26 protein-coding genes are annotated in these 25112 nt (G+C 35.4%); 9 read left to right on the top strand and 17 right to left on the bottom strand.

Annotated features, from left to right (window positions below; all coding sequences use genetic code 11):
• Positions 1-41 precede the first annotated feature (41 nt).
• From G6O70_RS07465 to G6O70_RS07455, 3 genes are all read right to left on the bottom strand, one after another.
• Entirely contained in the window at positions 42-380 is a 339-nt protein-coding gene (locus G6O70_RS07465) for a winged helix-turn-helix transcriptional regulator (protein ID WP_057869536.1), read from the bottom strand.
• Between the two features lie 92 nt (positions 381-472).
• Positions 473-973: an HD domain-containing protein gene (locus tag G6O70_RS07460; protein ID WP_057869537.1), complete on the bottom strand. Its 501-nt coding sequence runs from the start codon at positions 971-973 to the stop codon at positions 473-475.
• 102 nt (positions 974-1075) lie between these two features.
• The gene (locus G6O70_RS07455; protein WP_057869538.1) at positions 1076-1849 is read right to left on the bottom strand and encodes a TrmH family RNA methyltransferase; all 774 of its coding nucleotides are present in this window, start codon (positions 1847-1849) and stop codon (positions 1076-1078) included.
• Positions 1850-1946: 97 nt separating this feature from the next.
• Here G6O70_RS07455 and G6O70_RS07450 point away from each other — a divergent pair, with 97 nt between their 5' ends.
• From G6O70_RS07450 to G6O70_RS07435, 4 genes are all read left to right on the top strand, one after another.
• Entirely contained in the window at positions 1947-2219 is a 273-nt protein-coding gene (locus G6O70_RS07450) for an acylphosphatase (RefSeq protein WP_057869539.1), read from the top strand.
• 110 nt (positions 2220-2329) lie between these two features.
• Complete coding sequence (gene yidC, locus G6O70_RS07445) at positions 2330-3247, top strand: membrane protein insertase YidC (protein WP_057869540.1); 918 nt, start codon at positions 2330-2332, stop codon at positions 3245-3247.
• Between the two features lie 271 nt (positions 3248-3518).
• A complete protein-coding gene (locus G6O70_RS07440; RefSeq protein ID WP_057869541.1) occupies positions 3519-4454 on the top strand; it encodes an AEC family transporter in 936 nt (311 codons plus the stop codon).
• 45 nt (positions 4455-4499) lie between these two features.
• Positions 4500-4910, top strand: a complete 411-nt coding sequence (locus G6O70_RS07435) for a MarR family winged helix-turn-helix transcriptional regulator (protein ID WP_057869542.1) — start codon at positions 4500-4502, stop codon at positions 4908-4910.
• Between the two features lie 17 nt (positions 4911-4927).
• On the opposite strand, the gene nth is transcribed toward G6O70_RS07435, so the two are convergent.
• The 6 genes from nth to G6O70_RS07405 all read right to left on the bottom strand — a co-directional run bounded on the left by nth (position 4928) and on the right by G6O70_RS07405 (position 12292).
• The gene (gene nth, locus G6O70_RS07430; RefSeq protein WP_057869543.1) at positions 4928-5575 is read right to left on the bottom strand and encodes an endonuclease III; all 648 of its coding nucleotides are present in this window, start codon (positions 5573-5575) and stop codon (positions 4928-4930) included.
• A gap of 4 nt (positions 5576-5579) precedes the next feature.
• Positions 5580-6308, bottom strand: coding sequence for a DnaD domain-containing protein (locus G6O70_RS07425; RefSeq protein WP_057869544.1), 729 nt, complete (start codon positions 6306-6308; stop codon positions 5580-5582).
• An 80-nt stretch (positions 6309-6388) separates the two neighbouring features.
• A complete protein-coding gene (asnS, locus tag G6O70_RS07420) occupies positions 6389-7690 on the bottom strand; it encodes an asparagine--tRNA ligase (protein WP_057869573.1) in 1302 nt (433 codons plus the stop codon).
• A 13-nt stretch (positions 7691-7703) separates the two neighbouring features.
• Positions 7704-8885, bottom strand: coding sequence for a pyridoxal phosphate-dependent aminotransferase (locus G6O70_RS07415; RefSeq protein WP_057869545.1), 1182 nt, complete (start codon positions 8883-8885; stop codon positions 7704-7706).
• A 19-nt stretch (positions 8886-8904) separates the two neighbouring features.
• Positions 8905-9399, bottom strand: a complete 495-nt coding sequence (locus tag G6O70_RS07410) for a cell wall elongation regulator TseB-like domain-containing protein (RefSeq protein ID WP_057869546.1) — start codon at positions 9397-9399, stop codon at positions 8905-8907.
• Between the two features lie 91 nt (positions 9400-9490).
• Positions 9491-12292, bottom strand: coding sequence for a helicase C-terminal domain-containing protein (locus G6O70_RS07405; protein ID WP_057869547.1), 2802 nt, complete (start codon positions 12290-12292; stop codon positions 9491-9493).
• Positions 12293-12537: 245 nt separating this feature from the next.
• Between G6O70_RS07405 and mvk the strand changes: the two genes are divergently transcribed.
• The 4 genes from mvk to fni are packed head-to-tail and all read left to right on the top strand — an operon-like array spanning position 12538 to position 16621.
• A complete protein-coding gene (mvk, locus tag G6O70_RS07400; RefSeq protein WP_057869574.1) occupies positions 12538-13500 on the top strand; it encodes a mevalonate kinase in 963 nt (320 codons plus the stop codon).
• On the top strand, positions 13500-14471 hold the full coding sequence (gene mvaD, locus G6O70_RS07395; RefSeq protein ID WP_057869548.1) for a diphosphomevalonate decarboxylase: 972 nt from the start codon (positions 13500-13502) through the stop codon (positions 14469-14471). The genes mvk and mvaD overlap by 1 nt, the downstream gene beginning before the upstream one ends.
• A 27-nt stretch (positions 14472-14498) precedes the next feature.
• Complete coding sequence (locus G6O70_RS07390; protein WP_057869549.1) at positions 14499-15572, top strand: phosphomevalonate kinase; 1074 nt, start codon at positions 14499-14501, stop codon at positions 15570-15572.
• A 20-nt stretch (positions 15573-15592) separates the two neighbouring features.
• Positions 15593-16621: a type 2 isopentenyl-diphosphate Delta-isomerase gene (gene fni / locus G6O70_RS07385; RefSeq protein WP_057869550.1), complete on the top strand. Its 1029-nt coding sequence runs from the start codon at positions 15593-15595 to the stop codon at positions 16619-16621.
• A gap of 169 nt (positions 16622-16790) precedes the next feature.
• Here fni and G6O70_RS07380 read toward each other — a convergent pair whose 3' ends face one another.
• From G6O70_RS07380 to G6O70_RS07365, 4 genes are read right to left on the bottom strand one after another with little or no spacing between them, the layout of a single operon-like run.
• A complete protein-coding gene (locus tag G6O70_RS07380; RefSeq protein WP_057869551.1) occupies positions 16791-18176 on the bottom strand; it encodes an RsmB/NOP family class I SAM-dependent RNA methyltransferase in 1386 nt (461 codons plus the stop codon).
• Positions 18177-18183: 7 nt separating this feature from the next.
• Entirely contained in the window at positions 18184-19161 is a 978-nt protein-coding gene (locus G6O70_RS07375) for an ABC transporter permease (protein ID WP_057869552.1), read from the bottom strand.
• Positions 19162-19182: 21 nt separating this feature from the next.
• Positions 19183-19503 carry a metal-sulfur cluster assembly factor gene (locus tag G6O70_RS07370; protein ID WP_057869553.1) on the bottom strand — a complete coding sequence of 107 codons (321 nt, stop codon included), beginning with the start codon at positions 19501-19503 and terminating at the stop codon, positions 19183-19185.
• Between the two features lie 21 nt (positions 19504-19524).
• The gene (locus tag G6O70_RS07365; RefSeq protein ID WP_057869554.1) at positions 19525-20280 is read right to left on the bottom strand and encodes an alpha/beta fold hydrolase; all 756 of its coding nucleotides are present in this window, start codon (positions 20278-20280) and stop codon (positions 19525-19527) included.
• 122 nt (positions 20281-20402) lie between these two features.
• Here G6O70_RS07365 and G6O70_RS07360 point away from each other — a divergent pair, with 122 nt between their 5' ends.
• Complete coding sequence (locus G6O70_RS07360) at positions 20403-21215, top strand: Cof-type HAD-IIB family hydrolase (protein ID WP_057869555.1); 813 nt, start codon at positions 20403-20405, stop codon at positions 21213-21215.
• 130 nt (positions 21216-21345) lie between these two features.
• Here the strand turns inward: G6O70_RS07360 and G6O70_RS07355 are convergent, their stop codons facing one another.
• The 4 genes from G6O70_RS07355 to G6O70_RS07340 form a co-directional block, all read right to left on the bottom strand.
• Positions 21346-22251, bottom strand: coding sequence for a phosphatase PAP2 family protein (locus G6O70_RS07355; RefSeq protein WP_057869556.1), 906 nt, complete (start codon positions 22249-22251; stop codon positions 21346-21348).
• Positions 22252-22500: 249 nt separating this feature from the next.
• Positions 22501-23805: a diaminopimelate decarboxylase gene (lysA, locus tag G6O70_RS07350; protein WP_057869575.1), complete on the bottom strand. Its 1305-nt coding sequence runs from the start codon at positions 23803-23805 to the stop codon at positions 22501-22503.
• 83 nt (positions 23806-23888) lie between these two features.
• Positions 23889-24074 carry a 2-hydroxymuconate tautomerase gene (locus tag G6O70_RS07345; protein WP_057869557.1) on the bottom strand — a complete coding sequence of 62 codons (186 nt, stop codon included), beginning with the start codon at positions 24072-24074 and terminating at the stop codon, positions 23889-23891.
• A 117-nt stretch (positions 24075-24191) separates the two neighbouring features.
• On the bottom strand, positions 24192-25082 hold the full coding sequence (locus G6O70_RS07340; RefSeq protein WP_057869558.1) for a YitT family protein: 891 nt from the start codon (positions 25080-25082) through the stop codon (positions 24192-24194).
• Positions 25083-25112 lie beyond the last annotated feature (30 nt).

Below are 25112 nucleotides of genomic sequence, written 5' to 3'. Positions count from 1 at the left end.
CTTTTATAGAGTCTATACTTCAATGTATAATTCGTCAAGTTCTACTTGCAGTCATCAAGTGTATACCATTTTTTTGCCCAATCATGCAACTCATCCATGATACACCGAAGATTTTCTCCACGTTCAGTTAGGCTATAAACTGGCCTGCAGCTATCTTCATAGATAACACGCTCAAGTAAACCTTCTTCCTCTAACTCTTTAAGCCGTTCAACTAAAACCCGATCACTACATTTATCAACTTTATTTGCGAGATCACGAAAACGCTGAGGTCCCTCAGTTAATAGAACATCGATTATTAAGCCATTCCATTTTCTTCCCAAGATCCCAAAAGTTTTTTCAAATCGTGGACATTGAACATAGGTTTCAATTACTTTTTGCACTATCTTCACCTCCAAAAACTATACCATCATATTTATAATTACACGAAAAAAGCCTCACCGTCAAATAAAAAGGCGAAGTTTTTTCAACTTTATTATTTCACAAACCTTAAATGCTTCTTCAACCTACCTTCATAACGATTAAACAAAGGTACGCCAACCTCAGATGTTGCTTCATACTTATCAACCATTGTTACAATATAACCTTCAAGATAACGTGGAGGAGCTACTGTTGCTCCCCACATATGTTTAATTATGATATCGCGCTCCATCGCTGTTAAATTTGTAATCTTTTTTGCATTCCGTACAGCAATTCGTGGATGAATCCACGCATGTGTCCCATTATCAAACTTAGTAGTTCGCCAATCATAATAAAATAGATCATGAAGCAAACCAGCTCTCGCAGTTGCACGAGCATTCAAATGCATTCTCTTTGCAATCCGATAACTATCAAAAGAGACTGCAATCGAATGCTCTAAACGATTTGAAAAATAGTGTTGCTTAAAATCAGCTAATCGTTGAACTTCTGGCGTTTCAAGAAGTTCGCCTACATAACTCATATATTCTGAATCATCTTGCCATTCATTTTTTTTCATGCAATACCCCTCTTAATAAAAGTTACCTCTATCATACCTAAATTTATATAATTTGCAATTCCTAAATATCAAACTTACAAGTTTATAAACTAATCTTAATAATTATTTTTTTAGAGTATACATCAAAATTCCAGCAGCTACTGCTACATTTAATGATTCAGCCTTTCCAATAATTGGGATATATAAATTATGTCTTGTCATTTTTAAATGTTCGGGCTGAACTCCGTTACCTTCATTACCCATTATTAAACCAAAATCTGTATACTTGCCAATTTCGTCATAGCTCTTTGCATCCTTATTTAATTCTGTTCCAAAAGTAGGAATTTTCTTTTTTTTCAATTCCGCAATGAAGAGTGTCAAGTCAACTTGTAGCAATTCCAAATGAAATTGACTTCCCTGCATTGAACGAACAACTTTCGGTTGATACAAGTCACCAGTTCCATTTCCAAATACTACACCTCTAAACCCTGCAGCATCAGCCGTTCGAATCATAGTCCCAATATTTCCAGGATCTTGAACACCATCAAGCAGTAGCCATGCACCGCTTAAGTTCGATGGCAGCATACTTCTAGACTCATTAGTCATCATAATTGCAAAAATTCCCTGAGGACTAATAGTTTCACTTAATGCATGTGCAACTTCGGACGAAATATACGTTATCTCTGCTTTTGTTGAATTAAGCTCATTAAACTCATCAACATAGCGTGAATCTGGTACAATTAAGAAACGCTGAATATTTTCATTTGCTCGAATTGCTTCTTTGACAAGGTGCCACCCATCTAGCATATATAATCTTTGATTTAAACGACCTTTTTTGGAAGAAAGCTTCTTCCATTCTTTAATCTGCTTATTCTGGGGTGATTGAATAATTTCCATCAATATCTTCTCCAATTTAATAATCTCTAATCAAGTATAGCATATAACAATAAACTTAAATCATACTAATATATAATAGGATAAAGGAGTGATTATCATGAAGTCTATCAAAATAATTGTTCATGGTAGAGTACAAGGTGTTGGCTTCCGCTATTGTACAAAAATGATAGCAGACCAGCTAAACATCGCTGGAATTGTAAAAAATCAAAATGACGGTTCTGTCTATATTGAAGCTCAGGGTGAATCGCATGCCATTGACAATTTTGTTAAATCTGTTATTTCCTCGCCTAGTCCCAGTGGTCATGTATCCAATTACACTATCAACATTAATGAAGTAAAAGATTACACCTCATTTGAAGTTGTTTATTAATTAAGAATTCAGTATTTCTTAATTAATTATTATATTATTAAGTGTAATTGAAAAAGTACTATTTATAAAGTATAGTAAGTAGCGTAGTTTATTTGAAAGGAACAATACGAATGAAAAAAATGAAACGCCTTACTGTCCTCCCAGTATTCATAGCTGCTTCTTTGATTTTAAGCGGCTGTGTGCAAAGAACTAAAAGTGGTAAACCATATGGTTTAATTTATGACCATTTAGCTATACCTACACAACACGTTATCAATTGGTTAACGAGTGTAATGGGTGGTAGCTATGGTTGGGCAATAATAGCAATTACCTTTATTGTAAGAATGCTTCTCATGCCACTAATGCTCAAACAAGCACGTGGTGCAACAATTCAGCAAGAAAAGATGGCATCTGTCCGTCCGCAAATGGCCGATATTCAAGAACGTCAAAAAAATGCGTCCTCGGCAGAAGAAAAAACTGCAATCAGTCAAGAGATGATGGCTCTTTATCGTGAGAATGGCATTTCGATGACCGGTGGAATTGGTTGTCTTCCTTTACTTATTCAGATGCCAATTTTTGCTGCCTTGTACGCCGCAATCCAATATTCTCCAGAATTGTCAAAAACTTCATTCATGGGAATCAATCTTGGAAATCCAAGTATTATTCTTGCTGTTTTGACAGTCATTATCTACGGACTACAGGCCTACCTTTCACTCTTAGGTGTTGCACCAGAGCAAAAGAAACAAATGCAGTCAATGCTCTTTATTACCCCAATTATGTTAGGTGGAATGACATTTGTTTCACCTGCAGGTTTGGGCTTGTACTTCTTTGTTGGTGGGATCTTTGCTTGTTTGCAAACTATTTTAGTAAATGCAATGCGACCAAAAATTCGTGCTGAAGTTGAAGCTGAATTAAAGAAAAATCCACCTAAGAAAGTAGTAACACCAGTAGTTGAAAAAAAGGAAACAAAAAAAACACCAACTGCTACCAAAACAGTCCAAAATAATAATCGTTCTCGTAATGCTGGAAAACAACATCGCAATAAATAAAATTGACTAGCTAGTTAATAAGTTATTCTGGATAAACAAAAGAGGGATTGGATCAAGAAAATGAAGTGCCCCCATAATAATTAGACCTTTGTCTAATTATTATGGGGGCACTTCACACTTCAAAACTTGATCTAATCCCTCTATTTATTTTATTACGAATAAATTTCATAGTTCTTGACAAAAAAGTCCTATAATTCCATAATTGTTAACTAGTTAACAATTATTACCAAACTTTAAAGGAAATAGTTTTACTACTGTGGAGGAAGTTACGATGAATGTCAGCCTATTATTTAATCAAATTGTCCTGATGTTTTGTTTAATGCTTGTTGGTGTTTTAGCTAACAAATTAAAATTTTTTCATGAACAAACCGCTAATGATTTGACGAATATCCTACTTTATATTGTATCACCATGCTTAATTATCAAATCTTTTGAAACTTCCTACTCTACTAGTAGGATACATACTTTTTTAATGATTGCACTTGGCACTCTTGTTCTATATTTAATTCAAATATTTTTGTCAACTATTATATTTAAATCCGTTAAAGACTACAATATCCGACGAATAACAAAATTCAGCAGTATCTATTCCAATGCTGGTTTTATCGGTATTCCACTTGTTAGTTCTTTATTCGGATCTTCTGGTGTCTTTTACGCTGTTGTTCCCTTAGCTTTCTTCAATCTTTTTAATTGGACACATGGAATATCAATGTTTGCTGCATCTAATTACGAATATAGTATCATCCAAAGAATCCGCAAGGTTTTATTTAATCCCAATATTCTTGCTATTATTTTGGGCATGAGTCTCTTTTGTTTCTCAATTAAAATTCCACAACTACCTAGCCAACTTATTAATTACATTAGCTCGGTTAACACACCAATTTCGATGCTTGTAATCGGGAATAGTTTAGCAAATATTACTCTCAAGAATTGTAAGTTAACGCGCGCAATAATTGTCTCACTAATTCTTCGTAATATAATCTATCCGTTACTAACCCTTATCATTATGCCCTTACTTGGTGTAAGTGGACTTGCATTATCTACAATAATTCTAATGATGGCTTGCCCAGTTGGTGGAATAGTTGTGTTATTTACACTTCAAGTGCACGATAATGTTAATCCCGCAATTACCTTGATGGGAATCTCGACACTTTTGAGTCTCATCACTATTCCATTTATTTTCTTCATTAGTAATTTATTTATTTAGAAAATCAATAAGTACACCACTTTGATAGAAAGAAGGATTATCACCTTGGTTCAAGTCGATGAAAAGAATCTTGCTCATACAATCAATCAAACTTCAAGGAAAATTACCAATTTATTAAATGATCATCTCAAAGAATACGGAATTTATGCTTCCCAATACCAATTATTAGTAAATGTTAGCCGCTATAATAATAGCACGTCCAAAGAATTAGCTGCTAAACTCAATGTTAATCCAGCAGCAATTAGCCGAACTCTAAAAAGTATTGAAAATCAAGGACTCATTACACGAAAACAAACCTCAGATCGAAGAGTTTATCAAATAACAGTAACTGATAAAGGACATAATCTGCTTGCGAAATTATCTGAACGTGATACCAACATATTTCAAAAACTTTTTTCCCCTTTAACACATAAAGAGGCCGTGGCACTGATAGGACTGCTTTCTAAATTAATTTGAAATAAATAGCAGATTCTTTAATTTGTTTTCACACGTTGCTTCCCCTCAGCACATATTCCAAGCAGTGGACAGGTTTCACATTTTGGCGAACGAGCAGTGCATTGATATCGCCCCCAGTATATCATTCTGAAATGTGCATCAATCCAAACCGATTCTGGAAGTTTTTTCATCAATGTCCTCTCGATTTTTAAAACATCAGCAGATTGTGCAACCATCCTAAGACGTTTGGATACCCTTGTAACATGTGTGTCCACAGCAAGTGCAGGAATTCCAAAACATTCAGCCAGCACAACATCAGCAGTTTTTCTGCCAACACCTGGTAGCGACATTAGCTCCTTGCGTGTTTGGGGCACAATACCAGCAAAATCAGAAACAATCTTTTGTGCACATGCAACCAAATACTTAGCTTTATTACGATATAAACCAATTGTTTTAATCAAAGACATCACATCAGTAATGTCAGCTTTTGCTAACTCATAAGGTGTCTTATAGGTTTCAAAGAGTTTAGGAGTTAGCAGATTTACAGCCTTATCAGTTGTTTGAGCGCTCATAATAACAGCTAGCAAAAAATGAAAATCCGTGTCTGCAGTGAGTGAAGAATGTGCATCAGGAAATGATTCACCCATTATTTCAATTGCTTTCAAACATTCCTCAGCAGATAGCATTCATCTACTCCCCTTTTTTATTATCATTACTCGACCAATGGTACAATGGAATACTTGGTCTGTCTGCATTATTCTTCGCTCTGGCCTGACTTGTTGAATTATCCTGCGTCTTCATTCTCTTTCTTTGTTGTTCACGCTGAACATCCTGTGCAGACCGAATATTTTGCCTTTCCCAACTCAATAAAATTCGATCAATATACTTCAAGCTGTAAGCCTGATTTAACACGGCTTCCCTCAAAGCTAATAAAATTAACTCAGGTACATAATTATCTTTATGTAACCATAAATTAACCGTTTCAATTTCAATTGGGGATAAAGGACGTCCAAATTCAACTTCGATACTTTGAAATACTTTTTCTTGCATAGTCTTCGAATCTTTATTTTCTAAAGATTTTTGCTTCTGTTGTTCAAGCACCGTTAATTTGTCAAATAATTTTTTGAATTGATAAATGTCATGCTTAATTCCATCTTCATCTTGGATACTAATTATCTCCATGATATTTTTCTTGATTAAACTATGCATCGATTGGTAGACATCCGCTTCATTTTTTCCCATCCGCTTAGCAATAAGTCCGACTTCTGGAAAAGAATTGCCTGACTGAGCTGCACTCATTATCTGAAGTACCAATACCATCTCAGTTTCATTCAAACCAAGCATCGGATAATTATGAAGAATAAGATTAGAAATAGTTGTTTGACCCGCTTTAAGATATTCATCAAATATTTTATCCATATATACTCCCCTCTTTTCATTTTTAAACAAAAAGCCGTTAAGATAATCTGCATTACCCCAACTGCTTTCAAACTTACTTTTTATGGATAAATTCGGTTCAACAACCGTGGGAATGGAATCGCCTCACGAATATGTTCTTCGCCAGTAATCCATGTAATTGCGCGCTCAAGTCCCAAACCAAAACCAGAATGAGGTACACTACCGTAACGACGCAAATCTAGATACCATTGATAATCATCTTTGTTCAGCCCAGCTTTTTCAATCTGTGCCTCTAAAAACTCTGGGTCTGTTGCTCTTTCAGATCCACCAATAATTTCGCCATAACCCTCAGGTGCAAGTAAATCGGCACAAATTACAACATCTTCACGTGTTGGATGTGGCTTCATGTAAAATGGCTTAATTGCTTTGGGATAGTTTATAACAAAAACTGGTTTGCTGAAATGTTCGGCTAAATAGGTCTCTTCTGGGGAACCAAAATCTTCTCCCCATTCAACATCAGGAAATTCGCCTGACTTTTGCAACATTTCAACTGCTTCATCATACGAAATTCTTGGAAATGGCAGCTCAGTATATCGCTTTAAAACGTTGATATCGCGTTCCAAAATTCCAAGTTCATATGTACAATTGTCTATTACACTCTGAACTAAAAAGGCGATATATTTCTCCTGAACTTCTAGGCTTTCTTCTTGATGCATAAAAGCCATCTCAGGTTCAATCATCCAAAATTCAATCAGATGACGTCTTGTCTTGGATTTTTCGGCTCTAAAAGTTGGTCCAAAGGAAAATACCTTACCATAAGCCATAGCTCCAGCTTCTTCATAAAGCTGCCCAGATTGAGAAAGATATGCGTCTTTATCAAAGTACTTGGTATGAAAAAGCTCCGTTGTTCCTTCAGGAGCAGAGCCAGTCAAAATTGGTGCATCAATCTTGATGAAACCCTCTTTGTTAAAAAACTCATAGGTTGCTCTGATCACTTCATTACGGATTTTCATTACCGCAAATTGACGTTTAGAACGTAACCACAAATGACGATGATCCATTAAGAAATCAACACCATGTTTCTTAGGTGAGATAGGATAATTCTCACTTTCACCAACTTTTTCAATGCCTGATAACTCTATTTCATAACCAAACGGTGACCGCTGATCTTCATGAATAGTTCCAGTTACATAGAGGCTTTCTTCTTGTTTAACTTCTTTAGCAAGGGTAAAAACTTCTTCACTAACATTATTCTTAACCACTACTCCTTGAAAAAAAGCTGTCCCATCACGCAACTGCAAGAAGGCAATTTTTCCGCTTGATCTCTTATTTGTAAGCCAAACACCTATCTTTACTTCTTCGTCAACATGATTTTTTGCATCAATAATACTAATTGTTTTCAACAAAAGAATCCTCCTACATATGTTTTTCAATGAATATTTTCATTCTTTTAATTGCTTCTTCTAAGCTTGCTAAATCCGTTGCATAACTCATTCTTATATGGTCAGGTAATCCGAAGGCACTTCCAACAACAACGGCCACATGGGCATCATCCAATAAGGCAGCCACAAATTCGTCGGTGGATGCAAAACCCGTCAATTTTACTGTTTCTTTCACGTTGGGGAACAAATAAAATGCACCCTGAGGCTTATTTTCCAACTTAATCCCTGGTAATGCTGTTAATTCGGGATAAACCTTGTTCAGTCTTTCTTCAAAAGCAATACGCATTTCTTCAACTACTTCTTGTGGTCCTGTTAATGCCTCAAGTGCAGCATATTGACTGACTGCCGCAAGATTGCTTGTAGCATGTCCAATCAGCGCACCCATCTTCTTAATGACTTCAGCAGGAGCTACTGTATATCCAATTCTCCAACCTGTCATTGAGTATGCCTTAGACAAGCCACTAACTAAAATTGTTTGTTTTCTAATTTCATCACTGAGCTCAATTAGGGATACAAAATGTTCGCCGTTGTATACCAACTTACCATACATATCATCTGTAATAATCACAATATCGTGCTCAACCGCCCAGTTGCCGATCGCTTCAAGTTCACTTCGAGTATAAATCAAACCTGATGGATTTTGCGGTGAATTAATAATTACAATTCGTGATTTAGCTGTTCTCGCACCCTCAAGCTCAGTAACAGTTACCTTTAGCCCATTTTTTGGTTTCACAAACACTGGCACACCACCAGCTAATTTTACCTGTTCACCATAACTTACCCAATATGGAAGAGGAATTAAAACTTCATCGTCCTCATCCAACAATGTCTGTGCTAAAACATATAGAGAAAATTTGCCTCCGACCGTTACCGCAACTTGATTCTGCTCATAATTCACTCCAAAATCAGCTGCAATTCTTGCACAGATTGCCTGCTTTAATTCATTAATTCCCGTGGCAGGAGTGTAAAAGTCAGACTTTCCTTCTTCGATTGCCTTAATCGCAGCGGCCTTTATATTTTTAGGTGTATTAAAATCTGGTTCACCAACACCTAGATTAATAACATCAATTCCTTCAGATTTCATTTGCTTTGCTTTAGCTGACAATTCAAGTGTTGCTGATGGTTGAATCTGCATTACTCTTTTTGAAATTTTCATAAATTATGCCCTCAATCCACTAAATATTTTGAATAGACTTTACTATATCACCATTTTTATACGCATACAGAATATAGCAGAGGTTTCCTGTCTTGTTTAGATATGTCACTTCCCAAACAGGTTCATTAGACCAAAGTCCCAAAGCTGCCTTCAGAACTTTCTTTGGTTTTTGTTTTTTCACCAATGTCAAAGCATCTTCTTCACTAATCCCCTTCTTTTGCTGCAAGATTTTTGTAGCTCCCCCTTTTTTTGCAATGATAACATAAATCTTTTGCTTCTTGGAGTTAGTTCCAGCTACAGTGAAGTACGTCTTTTTTCGATTGAATAAATAAAAATCTGTTTCTTTTTTCAAGTCAGCATGCTTTTGTGCAAAACTAACTGCATTCTTTTCAGCTGTCTCTCTAGGTGCTTGTGCTTGCCACCAAATGATAAAAACACCAAAAAGTATTATTACTACTACAGCAGCAACAAAGAGTTTCTTTAAGCCACTACGATAACTTTTTGCCCTCTTCATAAGAACCTCTCATATCATCTAAATTAATTATTTTATTACCAACATCCGTACTATTATACCAATAATACCAATCTTTTTGAAGACAGGGTTTTTAATTTTCCCAAAAATCAAACAAATAATTCTGAATCTCTGCTGACTCAATAATTCTTACTGGCATCTCTCTTGGGAAGACTTCACGTAATTTAGCACCATAATTTCTTGAAACTACCCGACTATCGAAAACAATAACTACCCCTCTGTCTTCCTTCGTCCTAATTAGTCTACCCAGTCCTTGTTTCAAGCGAAGCATTGCTTCCGGTAATGCAATTGTATTAAATGAATCTTGACCATTAATTTGCGCTAATTGATATTTAGCACGATTAACTACAGTATCTGGCGATTGGAATGGTAGTCTTGTGATAATCAAGAGTTCCAGCCTATCCTTAGGCAAATCGATACCTTCCCAAAATGTTCCAGACCCAAGTAAAACTGCATTATCCCCTAACTCAAACATTTTGATTATCTTTTCATTGCTACCTGTAATTCCTTGGGCAATAATCAATCTTTTATCAATATTTTCTGATTGCCGTAAATAATCATAAACTCTAGAAATCATTTCAAGTGAATTGAACAAAATCATTGTTTGCTTCTTGTTATTGTTTAAAATATTCTCAATAGATTTGCTCAAATAGGCAATATACTCCTCAGTGTCTGTAACAATGTCAGGAGCATCAGCAACTAGAAGTCCCAATGCTTGTTCTCGATAATTAAATTCACCTTCAAGTTTTAAGACTGGAACTGTTTGTGATAGATCAAGTTGATTTTTCATATAACCTGCACTTCCAGGTAGAAATAAAGTAGCACCAACAAAAATAGTATGTTCAAATTGTGAATAAATAAAGGAAGAAAGGTAATTCTCTGTTTTAAAAATTCCAAAATTAAGTCGTAAATGCCCATTACTCTGGTTCATCGGAATCTGCAGGCTAATAACTGCTTCCTCAGCAATCTGATCAAGCTCAGCAAGTTCGAATCTATGCCAGTTCTCCAATGATTTTAAAAGTTCAAAACCGTCATCAAGAAAGTTCAACATAAAAGTTTGAGCCTTTCCATCCAATCTTTCTTGATTTTTAAACACTATAAACCTTGATTTCAATTGTAAGAGTCGCGCCTGAAATGCCTCTATTGCTTTCGAAATTTTTTGATAATCAGCGAGATTTTCTTTTACAAAGCCTTGAAATCTACTTGTCTTTACAACAACTTCCTTAAAAGACACTTCATTAACTTCTTTTGCTTTTTTTTGAAGAAATCTTACTCGTAACAATTCACGCAATACAGGTACTCGCTTATCAATTACTCTAATTTGTGCTGCAATTTTTTTTGATTCAGCAGGCGTCAAGAAAGATTGTTGCTCTAATTCTCTGAATGAAAAAGACTTTCGTGAACCGATTTTAACTAAAAGCGTGTCAGAAATTATTTTGATTAAATCAAAATCAATAACTGCTCGGTTGCTTTTTAAGGCAATACTTCCAAAATGTTGTGCCTCATCAATAATCAATGATTTCTTCTTAAAATTTCCGAGCACTTCAGCATGATTTAATAAATACGCATGATTTGTAATTACTAAGTCAGCTGTGGCCTGTTTAAGCTGTTGTCTTAGTACAAAGTCATGGGTATAGTAAAGGCTACCATTATCAATACTTAGTGGTCCATTATGCCTAATCTCATCAAAAAGTGGATCTTGCATTTTTGTTAGATGAAGTTCACTCAAATCACCTGTTTTAGTCATTGTCAGCCAAACAATCATCCGTAATTGCAGTAATCTTGAAGGTTTGCTTTGTGGTTTACCGAGAGACGAAACAAATTTTTGCAAATCAATGTAATTATGGCTTCCCTTTAAAGTAGCTACCGTAAAATCAAAAGGCATTATTTGTCTTAGCAATGGAATAGTCTGTTCTACTAATTGCAATTGCAAAGTCGTAGTTGCCGTTGACACCACGATTTGATGACCTTTAAGCGCTGCATAAAGGGCGGGTACCAAGTAACCTAATGTTTTTCCTAATCCAGTTGGTGCTTCAATCATTAACTCCTTTTCTTTTCGCTGCAACAATAAATGATATACCTCGTCCATCATTTCTGATTGTGTTGGACGCCATTCTAGGAACTCACCAAATAACTCCTCTTTTTTCACTCGAGTTTGTGGATATTTATCATCTCTCATTCTCTCTATCGTCACCGGTTCTGTTCGTAAAACTAATTCTCCAACGGCTTCAAGATGACTTGCCAGTTGGCTTGTCTTTTGTTGCTTTTTTTTGAGTGCATTAGCAAAACACGAACCGGTTTGAAAAAGCAAACTTTCACGAAAACGATTGATTATTTTCAAGACTTGAACTGGCAGATTATTAATTGCTTTTATCAACATCAAAAAAAGTTTAGCCGTAACAAATGCATCGCTGTCAGCATGGTGCGGATGCTCATGCTTTATATCAAAATATTCACCCAAATATGTCAGTCGATAACTTGGCAACGTTGGTAAAATAATCTGACTTAGCTGTACAGTATCAATTCCTTCAATACCAAGTTCTGGATAGCCACAACGTAAAAACTCTTCGTTTAAAAAGCGATAATCAAAGTTGATGTTGTGGGCAACAAAAATCGTATCTTGCAACAAAGAATAGATTGTACCTGCCATATCTTCAAAAAAAGGTGCTTTTCTGACATCCTTATCACTAATACCCGTTAGTTTTTGAACCTCAATTGGAATTGCCATTCCAGGATTAATCATCGTATTAAATGTATTAATTATTTCTTTATTTTTTATAAAAACACAGCTGAACTGCAACATTCTATTGCTGCCATCCATACTTGTACCCGTTGTTTCAATATCAACAACTGCATACGTGTTTGTCGAGCACATTAGTCCACCGACTTTCTAGCTTAATCTATTCGCAATTTTAGCACAAAAATAGATTCTTTACGTACTTTAGAAAAATTTATCTTGCAAATTCCTGCAATAATAATTAAAATTTTACTTAATTGTGCTTCTAATTACAGATATTTGTCATATTTATGATAAATATGTATAATCTATTTGCTTATACAACTTTTAAACTTAATGTGTTACACATAATCTACTCCAAGAAAGGAAGCGGCATCTTGACTATGTTTCATGCCCATTTTAGTGAGGGAGTAAGCCACGCTAAAATAATTTTAATTGGTGAACACTCCGTTGTTTATGGAAAACCAGCAATTGCTTTACCATTGTCTGAGGTTAAAACAACTGTCACAATAGAGGAAACGTATAATATGCCGTCTTCAATAAAAAGTCGGTACTTTGACGGCCCTTTAGTGTCAATGCCCAAAGCGATGAAGGGGTTAAAGCACTTAATACTACTAATTCTGAAAAAAAATAACAAACAAGATTTTCCATTTACGATGACAATAAAAAGTGATTTACCCGCTGAACGTGGGATGGGTTCTTCTGCCGCAACAGCAATCGCAGTTACCCGTGCACTCTATAACTTTTTTGAATTGGAACTTACACAAGAAGATCTGTTAGCTCTTGCCAATGTCTCTGAAATTGATATGCATGGCAACCCTAGTGGATTAGATGCTGCTACATCTGCTAGTAATCAACCTGTCTGGATGATCAGAAATCAAGAACTAAAAGAGATTCCTATCCATCTTGATGGTTGTTTACTAATTTGTGATAGCGGTATTAAAGGTAAGACAGGCGAAGCAGTCGCAAGTGTTCGCAACTTACTTGAAAAAAAACCACTTGAAACATCTGATTTATTGAATAAGCTTGAAAAACTAACATATGATGCAAGAAAACAACTTAATAATAATAATATCGTAGGGCTCGGAGATACTTTTAATCGAGCACAAGAACAGCTTACAAAGCTTGGGGTCAGTGATACAAAATTAAACTATTTAATTGCTGTCAGCAAGCGCCTAGGCTCTCTTGGTAGTAAACTAACTGGTGGCGGCCGTGGCGGTTGTTTTATCTGCTTAATGCCCTCCAAAAAAGTAGCACAAAAAGCTGCATCTGTTCTAAAACGTGAAGGTGCAACACAGACCTGGATCCAACCACTAGGAATCACTGTAACGGAGGAAGTTAATTGATGAATGCGACAACTACTTACACAGCTCGCGCGCACACTAATATTGCCTTAATTAAATACTGGGGTAAGAAAGATGAAAAACTGATTCTCCCAATGAATAGCAGTCTCTCGTTAACACTAGACCGATTTTATACTGAAACAAGTGTAATGTTTGATGAACAACTTAAAGATGATTTATTTTTGCTGGATGGCTCCAAAGAAAAAAATGATAAAATCAGTAATTTTCTTGAAATTGTACGTCAAAAAGCTAACATCACTGCAAAAGCAAAGATCATTTCAAAAAATCATGTACCCTCTACAGCGGGATTAGCCTCCTCTGCATCAGCTTATGCAGCATTGGCACTGGCCGCAAGCAAAGCTGCCGGCTTAAATTTAGACAAGAAAGAACTTTCACGCTTGGCAAGACGTGGATCTGGGTCTGCATGCAGATCAATTTACGGTGGATTAGTCGAATGGCAAGAAGGAATTGATGACCAAACCTCATTTGCACATCCAATTGAGATGTCTCGTGATTTTGATATTGCAATGATTGCTCTTGTGATTAGTACAGATTTTAAAAAGATTTCTAGCAGAGCTGGGATGAAACGCGTCGTCGAAACATCACCCTACTATCCAGCATGGGTTCAAAATACAGCCAAAGATCTTAGAAAACTCAAGCAAGCTATCTCAAAAAATGATTTTGAAACCTTTGGAGAAGTTTCTGAAGAAAATGCAATGAAGATGCATGCATTGAATATGAGTGCGCATCCACATTTCAATTATCTTGAACCTGACTCCATTAAAGCGATGAAAATCGTGGAAAAGTTGCGTTCACAAGGTGTATCCTGTTATTATACTTTAGATGCTGGACCAAATGTAAAAGTTATCTGTCGAAGAAAAGACATTCAAGCAATTGTTGATCGCCTTTCAGATAGTTTTGGTCAAGAAAAAGTACTAGTAGCTGGTCCTGGACCTGCTGCTCATTTAATTTAACTTATTTTGTCGAAGGGACATGATTTTTTGATAACCGTTAAAGCTCCTGGAAAGCTTTATATAGCAGGCGAATATGCTGTCGTTGAAACTGGTTTTCCTGCCATATTAGTCGCACTTAATCAATTTGTAACCGTCACAGTTGAAGAAAGTAATGACTATGGGACGATAAATTCTCAACAATACAAAGAAACACCGTTATATTGGAAACGTGATGGTAAAAATATGATATTTGATAACCGTGATAATCCTTTCCACTACATCTTATCCGCTATCCGCCTGACAGAATCGTATGCTCAATCCTTAAATAAGACTATGAAGTGCTACCATTTAAGCATTGATAGTGACCTTGACAGTCCTGATGGAAAAAAATACGGTCTTGGAAGTTCAGCCGCTGTTACAGTGGCAACTGTCAAAGCACTCTGTCGTTTTTATAACTTGCCAATTACAAATAATATTCTCTTCAAACTATCAGCCATCGCCCATCTTGATATTCAAGGAAATGGGTCTTTAGGCGATATTGCAGCCAGTGTATATGGAGGATGGATTGCATATCGTTCTTTTGATCGTGAATGGCTCAAAAGCGCAAGAAACACCTTTAACCTAAAGAAACTTCTTTCAATTGAATGGCCACAACTAAATGTTGAATTACTGACACCTCCCGAAAATTTAGAATTGTTAATTGGATGGACTGGCTCTCCTGCGTCAACATCTCATTTGGTAGACGCAGTAGGTTTAAAAAAAGCTGAAAAGAGATTATCTTATCAGGATTTCTTGAACGCAAGTAAAAACTGTCTTTTAAATATGATTGAAGGTTTTCATGATCGTAGTATCGAAATAATTCAAAAAGAAATTCGCAAAAACCGTGAATTATTACAAGAACTTGGGCGACTCAGCAATGTCGAGATTGAGACCCCTCTTCTTCATCAACTATGTGAGACTGCTGAGAAAGCAAAAGGTGCTGCAAAAACATCAGGTGCCGGTGGTGGTGACTGTGGTATTGTTGTGATAAACAAAAAATATGATACCCAGCTATTAACGAATAACTGGAAAAAAATCGGTATTAACCGATTAAATCTTCACGTTCACCAAATCAACGACTAATTACTAAAAGGAGGAGTATTTTGGATCAAAGACACGCACATCGTAAAGACGAACATGTTTTTATTGCGGAAAAACAGTTCAATCCTCAGAGTAACAATGGACTTGATCAAATCCGTATACTCCCTAATAATCTACCAGAAATAGCAATTGAAGAAGTTGATTACTCCACCAGTATTGCAGGGAAAAAAAGTGATATCCCATTCTTTATTAACGCAATGTCAGGTGGAAGTCCTTCAACAACAAAATTAAATCAAAAATTAGCATTAGCCGCTAAACAAACAGGGCTTGCAATGGCCACAGGATCACAAAGTATTGCAGTTAAATTTCCAGATGCAAGTACGAGTTTTCAAATCGTGCGGGATACTATGCCTAATGGATTTGTTATAGGCAATTTAGGTGCTGGAAATGATTTGTATGCCGCAAAAAAGGCAGTTAAAATGATTTCTGCTGATGCATTAGAAATTCATCTCAACGCTATTCAAGAAATTATTATGCCTGAAGGAGATCGAAATTTCTACTGGCGTGAAAAGATTGCTGATATTGTGGCAAATGTTGACGTACCAGTAATCATAAAAGAAGTCGGCTTTGGTATCTCACCTGCCACCTTGAAAAAATTGAAGGAAATTAATGTCAGATTCGTAGATTTATCAGGTTACGGCGGTACTAATTTTGCAAAAATTGAAAATCAACGACTGCACACTGAGAATTTTGATTGCTTAAATGATTTTGGAATGAATATAGCTGAATGTTTAATTGCCAGTAAACCCTATGCAAATGATTTTTCCTTTACCGCTTCTGGTGGCATTCGCAATGCACTAGACATTGTTAAATGCCTATGCTTAGGAGCTGATAATGTTGGTATTTCTGGACTATTCTTGCATACTGTTCTTAAAGAGGACGTGACTGGTTTAGTAAAACAAATTGAAGATTTAAAACATCAAGTCAAGTCCATTATGACCATTTTGGGATGTCATAATATCAGCGAACTTCGAAAAGTCCACACAATACTTTCTAAAGATTTACTGAACTTTAAAAATCAAATTTATTAAAATAAGAGCTATCTGGCAAAAAAGAATTAACTACATAGTAAGTACTTTGTTGCTATGAGTTATTCGAAGTTAAACAGGGAATTTTGAAACACATTTATTTGTAATAAATAGAGGATTGAATCAAAAATTTATTTTGATCCAATCCTCTATTATTTTTTATATCTTCTCATCAGCGGTTAAACCGCAATCCCTTTGGAAAGAAATTCTTCAATGTTCCATTGACTAACTTCGAAAAGCCAAAAATATGTCCATTACAACGCAAGGCATACCAACCATTTTTACTTTTTCTCTCCGTTAATGAAATTATATTTCCAGAAACATAATTTTCCCACTCATCCTGTGTTACATCAATAATTTTTTGCGTATCAGTACTCTTAATTGCTAATGCAAGTCCGTATGCAGGTTCAAATCTTCTCTTTTTAAATACTCCAACTTGAAAACCAGGTTTTATAAATTTTAGATTTTGAATATTTGGCCAGCTACTTGGGTAATAAAAAAGCTTATCTCCCCAACAACTAAGATCACCAATATCAAAAAGCTGATGACTAAAGGTTGCATTTTCAAAATCAATCCACAGTTTTGTTTCTTCCTTATTTAGATTTCTAAATACTAATTTTTCTTTTTTCTTTTTATTCCTTTTCTCTATCTTTACCCCACTATTAACTGATTCTCTCTTATCTTTTAATCTGGCTATAAAGTGACCCTCTCCCTTAAAATGATGTGGAAATAACCTCACTGTTTTTTCCATCTCGGGATTATTATCAGCAAAAGCTGGAAAACCGGAATCCATTCCATCATATTTTTTTATAGGGACTAATTCTAATTCATAATTTTTTAAGAGCCACTCGATAATTTGTTCATCCTCTTCAGGTGCAAAAGTACAAGTCGAATAAATTAGCTCTCCACCTGGTTTGAGCATCTTCATTGCCTCAGTCAGAATTTCCCTTTGCCTCGTTGCACACTCTGCAGGGTAATCTTTATGCCAATACTTCATTGCATCCGGATCCTTTCTAAACATTCCCTCACCGGAACAAGGAGCATCAACAAAAATCTTATCGAAATAATTCGTGATTTTTTGTGCTATTTTTTGTGGACTCTCGTTTAGAATTACTACATTTTTTGCACCAATGCGCTCAATATTTTCGGCGAGAATTCCCGCTCTCTTTCTATTAATCTCATTTGTGACAAGTAAGCCTTTATTATCTAATTTTGTTGCAATTTGTGTCGACTTTCCGCCTGGTGCGGCACATAAGTCCAAGATAACTTCATTCGGTTGAATATCTCCAACTTCTGCGACATACATGGCACTTGGTTCTTGACTATAAACATACCCAGTCTGATGTTCCAGCGACTTGCCACTAACACTTCCATAATAGCCTGTTGAAACATAAGGTACAGGACTATCAAGCGGATATTCGATGTTTTTATAATTCTCTTTCAATGGGTTGACCCGAAATGCCTTTATTGCCTCGGTCTGCAAACCTTCAAAAAAAGCGGGTGCATCATCACCTAAAAGGTTGATATATTTTTCTTTAAAATCTACTGGAAACTTCATTAAATCTTTAGCTCCTATTCAGACTTATTACTCTTTTTCTTAACAGTAAAATATAAAAGATATTCGTTAAAACAAAACTGACCATGTTATAAATTAACAATGGTATATAGTTAGTTAATTCTGTAATAAGCATTCCACCCATTACCCCAAAAATTGTTCCCAAACCTGTTAACAATGTATAAAATTCCCATTCTTCAAATAATAACTGCAAAGGTTCCTTACCTAGGTTCAGGAAACTACGATTCCGATTTATATTACCGATTATCCAAATCAATGCCCCAAATATAAGTAATATAAATAATCCAGCCAGCATTAGCAGCTCTTGAAAATGATCTAATATCCATGAATCTTGATTAATCAAGAAATGTTTTTGTTTCAAGTGTTCAACTGTTTTTGCCTTCAATACTGTTTTCAATATATTTTTATTTAGTGCTTTTTTCCCATCAATTATTATTCGATAATTATTAGCAATCAATTTTTTACTTTTTTCAATACTTGGTGCTATGAAAATTTGCTTATCTAATTGTGATGAATATTTATCCCCCATCACTCCTAATACAGGAATATACTTTTTACCAATTTTTAAATATTCCTGGTCTTTTGGCTCGTAGAGCTTCTTCTCATAATTTTTTCCAACAACTGCTACTTCAACCTCTGAATTAAAAGTTCCGCTACCAAAGAAACTACCATTGATCATTGGTGGAACACCAAAAGATCCGGTACCGAAAAAATAAGTTAAATGCTTGTTTTTTTTATCTTGGAAATGAATTTGAACGTTCTTAATTTTCTTATTTTTTTCAACTGCTTGTGTAACGTCCCAAATTGTATTTTTGTCTTTTAAAGTAACATGATATGCTGCCGCAGACAAATTGTGATTATCCAATTGGATTATTAAACTTCTTTGTTGAATTTTTACAAAAAGAAAAACACTTGCTATAGCAAGTACAGCAGTATATAGAAGTAAACATAGTCTTTTAGTTAACAATTATTTTGTCTCCTAGCCTTTTTAATGAATCCCCAAAGCCATCTTTGCATATCTTGTCATCTTATCAATTGTCCACGCTGGCTCCCAAACAAAGTTAATATTTACTTGCTTGATTTCAGCGATTGGCTGAAGCTCGCGTTCAATCATTTCAGCCAAAACATCAGTTAATGGGCAACCCATTGTTGTAAGTGTCATTTTTATTTCACATGCTCCAACTGAATCAAGATCTATCTCGTAAATTAATCCCAAATTCACAATATCTATACCTAATTCGGGATCAATTACATTTTCTAATTTTTCAATAATTTCATCTTTTACATCTTCAACATTTCTACTAGCCATACCGGATCCCCCGTTTTAGATTTAGTCAAAATATTCAGCAAATTTATTTGCCATTTCCACAGTTGTTGCCTGAGAAACCTTGTGTCCACCACCCTGAGTTGTACTAAAAGTAACATTTTCCGCATATGAATGGTCCTTTATCCGATCATAAAATTCCTTAGTAGGTTTGTAAGGAACCATTCGATCTCCAGTTGCATGCCAAAAATGTACTGGTCTTCCAGCAATTTTTTGTGGATTCATAGATAAATCAATAATTGATAATTGTTCAAGTTCTTTTTCAACATATGCCGGATCCACATCCTGCACCCCAGGTATTTTACCTAATAAAATTCTTGCAAACTCTACAGGACGAGGTGAACCCATCAAACATACTGCTGCGGTTATCTCTGAATAAATATTTAAAAGAGCACAAGTGGTTATCCCACCCATTGATAATCCACTAACTCCTATTTTATTATCTTTTATACCAAATTCTTTTTTATAAAAATTAACCAATACCGGAAATTCTTTAACAGAATTCGCAATTATTTGCCAAAATTGTATTTGATGGTCTTCTGCTGGTCCACCAACTTCTCGGTCACCATGATATAATGCATCCGGTAAAATAACACGAAAACCCTTCTTAGCAATTTCGTAACCTTGTGTCAAGACGCGCTCTTTGCAACCAGTCCAACCATGATAAAAGATTACTAGCGGTAGACTATCCTCTTTCCTGTCAGCCAAGACAACCTCCAGAACAGGAATATTTTCGATGCTTTTTGTTTCAACAATCATCATTATGCTATCGCCTCCATATAATTATGTATTAATTATACACCGTTGTTTGTGCCGAACTCTAGTAAAATTAGTGTTTTTATGGTATCTTAAATTCTACAAGTTTTCATAAACGAGGTGTTAATTTGGAAAAAAAACTAATCGCATTAGATTTAGATGGAACAACGCTGAATGCTGATTCACTTATTAGTTCAAGAACTATTAGTGTTCTACAAAAGGCGAGTAAAGCGGGACATATTGTTTCGATTGTCACTGGTCGCCCGTATCGTATCTCCAAAAATTACTATGATGAATTGAAAATAAAAACGCCCATGATTAATTTTAATGGTGCACTTGGACACATCCCCTACAGAACTTGGGGAAAAGAATATCAAGATACATTTTCACGTGAGATTGCTTTTGATTTATTAAAAAATAAAGAAAACTTGGGAATTAAATTAATCGCAGCCGAAGCAAAAACAATGTTGCTTGCAGATAGTGTCAATCCTGTTACTGATGGCTTCTTCCCTACTTCATTAAGTACACAACAATTATTAAACGAGGACAATTTGGCTACCGATCCGGCTTCTGTTACACTTTTGGTCGATGATGATGCTAAAGAAAAAATAATTTCTGAATTAAGAAATAACTATGGTGATTACATTGAAATCGGTGTTTGGGGTGGAAAAAATCCTATTCTCGAATTAGCCCCTAAGGGAATTACAAAAGAAAAAGGGGTTAGACTTCTGGCAAATAATTATAATATTGACCGCAAAAATATTATTGCATTCGGTGACGAACATAATGATTATGAGATGATTGATTATGCTGGTTGGGGTGTTGTTATGAAAAATGGTACAGATGCACTTAAAAAAATCAGTAACGACATAACTGAACTTGACAACACACAAGATGGTTTAGCAAACTATCTTGAAAACTATCTAAAATTAGCTGAGTAACTGGAAGTATAAGCTTGACATACACCAATCTATTTAGCGTAAACAAAAAGGAGATTAGCTCAAATTATTTGACTAGTCTCCTTTTTTTGACCCGCAATAGCCTTTTACCTTGATACTCATAATACTGAAATTAGATCTTCAACTCTTCACTCAAAAGACGATCATATAATTCACGCATAACAAAAATTATTGTTGCGGTTAGGAAAAATGAAAATGTAACATCTGAAAGAAAATGGGCTCCAATAATTACACGTGAAATTGCAAGTAAAATTCCATAGACAATTCCGGCGACCCAAAGACGTTTACGTAATTGTGGCTGAGTTGCAAACCAGGAAAAGACAATACACAATGTTCCGGCCATCGTATGTCCAGAAGGAAAGGACTTGTATCCATTAATTCCATTGGGATGAAGCCAAGGTGTAAATTCCTTTTGTGATGAACTTAGCTCGTAAGGGCGAACCCGTCCCCAAGTATCTTTTAAGGTTAAATTAATTTCTAAAGCAAACCAAACTGTTAAGGATGCAAAAATAGCTAAAATTAGATAGCGATTAAGTTGACTATCATCATTTTTAGCCATCCAATATTGAACTAGTACTGTGATAATAATGTAACTAATCAGCCATATAAGAATTGCAACTCCTACAGATAATTTGGCAGTTGCAGCATCGCTATTTGCTAATCCCATATCCTTACCTGCATGAATATTACTAAGTGCTGAAAGAGTATAGCTTTCAACTTCAATAAGATATTGCTTCAATTGCCATAATGAAAGGCTAAGTCCCCCTATAAATAAAACCCCTGAGAATAGTAAACTATTAAGATTTCTTAACGCGTAAGCCATTGCAATTTCACCACATAAAACGAAGATACAATAAACTGGAAATTCACCTAAGGTCTGAAAAATTGTCCCAAAAATACTATTATAATTTATAACTGCATTGCTGATTGCTAAATCGCTAAAACTTGCAATAAGCAGTAACACCACACAAACAATTGCTGAAACTGAAAATAATTTTTTCTTAGCACTATAATTCATTACTTCATCCCCTTCAATCTGAAGTTTACAATACTAATGTAAATATACTGTCACATTTCGTTATGCTTTATGTAAAACAATAAACGAAAGCATTTTCACTAAAAAGAGCAGTGATTAATAAAAAATTTGAAGTCAGAAAGAGATAATTTGACTTATAAAATAAAAGGAGACTAAGTCAAAAGTTCATTCTGACTTAGCCCCCTTTTAATCGCTAGGCTTATTAATGAGATTTATTAATGCTCGGCATAATTAAAGGCCTAAATCATAACTCAAAAGGTCGTCATATGTTTCTCTTCGAATAATCAACTTATCCTGCCCATCTTCACAAAAAACAACTGCTGGTCTAGGATTTCGATTATAATTACTTGCCATTGTATATCCATATGCACCTGTTGAAGGAACTGCCAAGATATCCCCTGGATGAGTAATCGGCAACAAAGCATCCTTCACCAAAATATCACCTGATTCACAGTACTTTCCTACTACAGTCACAATTTGTTCTTTTAATGCATGCGGTTTGTTAGCTAGAATAGCATCATACTTTGCCTGATAAAGTGCTGGCCTGATATTATCGCCCATTCCTCCATCAACTGCTACAAAATGGCAAACTCCTTCTACGTCTTTACGTGAACCAACTGTATATAAAGTTGAACCTGCTTCGGCTACAAGTGAACGTCCTGGCTCTATCCAAATTTCTGGAAATTCAAGGTTTGCCGCAGCTATTTTCTCCTTTACCTCTGCAATAATTTGCTTAACAAAATCTTCAGCGGGTGAAGGCGCATCACTGTCAACATAACGAGCGCCAAATCCACCTCCAAGATTCAATAATTTAGCAGAGAAACCAAACTCTTCATGCCATTGTTGCAACAAAGAGACCATCTTATCTACTGCCATTACAAAACCTCTAGCAGCAAATATTTGTGAACCAATATGACAATGTACGCCCAGAACATTCATCCTAGGATTATCAAGCAATTCTTTCAATGCTTTCTTTGCCTGACCACTGTGTACATCAAAACCAAATTTCGAGTTTTCTTGTCCAGTTGAGATATACTTATGTGTCTCTGCTTCAATCCCAGGTGCAACACGTACGACTACAGAAATGGTTGTATCTTTTTCTTTTAGAATCTTATCTAAATATGCAATTTCTTGGAAGTTATCAACTACGATACATCCAATTTGAGCGTCAACAGCCATCTCAAGTTCAATTGGCAATTTATTATTTCCATGAAATTCAATTCTTTTAGCGGGCATGCCACCTTTTAATGCAGCCACGAGCTCGCCACCTGAAACCACGTCGCATCCCAATCCTTCACCCGCAACCAGTTGATACATTGCAACTGCGGAAAAAGCCTTACTTGCGTAAGTTACTCGATAAGGAACATCTGCGTCAATAAAAGCCTGTTTGAAGTGACTTATCTGACTTTTTATTTTCGAGACATCATATGCTATCAATGGTGAGCCATATTTAGATACCAGTTTCAAAGTATCAACCCCACCGATTGTTAAATGTCCTGCTTCATTTGTTGTTACTTCATCCGATAAACTTGTCAACTTCAAACATCCTCTCTTTTCAAAAAAATTATAATTAAATAAAAAAGCCGGGAATACCACCCCAGCCTTTCAGACACGCCTAATTATTCATCACTCTTGAGAATTCCGCCTACACTATAACGGTTTTTTTGCATCTCACTAAGAATAACGTGGACATGTTCAGCTGGTGCTCCAGTGTTTTTGCTTACAGCTTTGGTAACATCTTCCACGAGGTGTTTAAGTTGATCTTGTGTACGACCTTCAATCAAATCAATATGTACAATCGGCATCTATTTCCCTCTTCTCAACAAAATATTAATGATAGTTATATTAAAGCAGAAATAATATTAGAAAGCAATTAAAATTCCAAAAAAAAGTTATTTAAAAAAGATTCTCTCATTCTTCTATTAATTACCCAGTTTATTCTTGATTTCTGCTTGCTGTTTTTCATCTGCAAAGTTTCCGGTGACATCAGCTGTATTAACAAAATTTACAAATGCTACTGGATCGGCTTGAGCGATGATTTGTTTGAACCTATAGAGTTCATAACGGGTTAAGACTGTCATTAAAGTTTGACTTTTACTATCCGAATAGCCGCCACTTGATGGTAAGACTGTCACACCACGAATTAAAGAGTTTTTGATTTTAGGCAAAATTATATCTGCGTGCTTAGTGACAACAAAGGCCGTAAGTTTTTGGTGTGATGTATGAATCCCATCAACTACTCGTGTCATTGCATAATTTGAAATAATTGTATATAGCGCACTCTGCCAACTAAAATAAATACCAGCTGTCAAAATAATCATCATATTGATTACCATCATCAAGCTACCAATAGACTTCCCTGTTGTCTTATTCAGTACAACTGCAACAATATCCATTCCTCCAGTCGAGAAACCGTACTTCAACGCATACCCTACTCCAGCACCTGTGATAACACCTCCGAATAAAGCTCCCATCAAAGGATCCGGAGTCAGATGTACAACAGGAATGATAATTGATAAAACTGTAGTTAATAAGACTGTCAACACACTGTAATATGTGAAGCTTTTACCAACTTTTAACCATCCTAATATTCCAACTGGAACATTAAGCAAGAAGATAAAATATCCAGTTTCGATGTTAATTCCTGTAATTTTTACTAATAAAGAAGAAATTAATTGTGCAATTCCATTAAGACCTGCCCCAAAGATATTACCTGGTATCAAAAATAGATTCAAAGCACATGCCAAAAGAACTGATGAACAAAAAATAACTGCAATTCTCTTTATTTTATCCGGAATTTTATTTAAAATCACTGCTGATTTCCCCACTTCAAAATTAATTTA

The sequence above is a fragment of the Liquorilactobacillus hordei DSM 19519 genome, from assembly GCF_019443985.1.
Classification (GTDB): Bacteria; Bacillota; Bacilli; order Lactobacillales; family Lactobacillaceae; genus Liquorilactobacillus; species Liquorilactobacillus hordei.
This window is presented reverse-complemented; position numbering and strand designations above follow the sequence as displayed.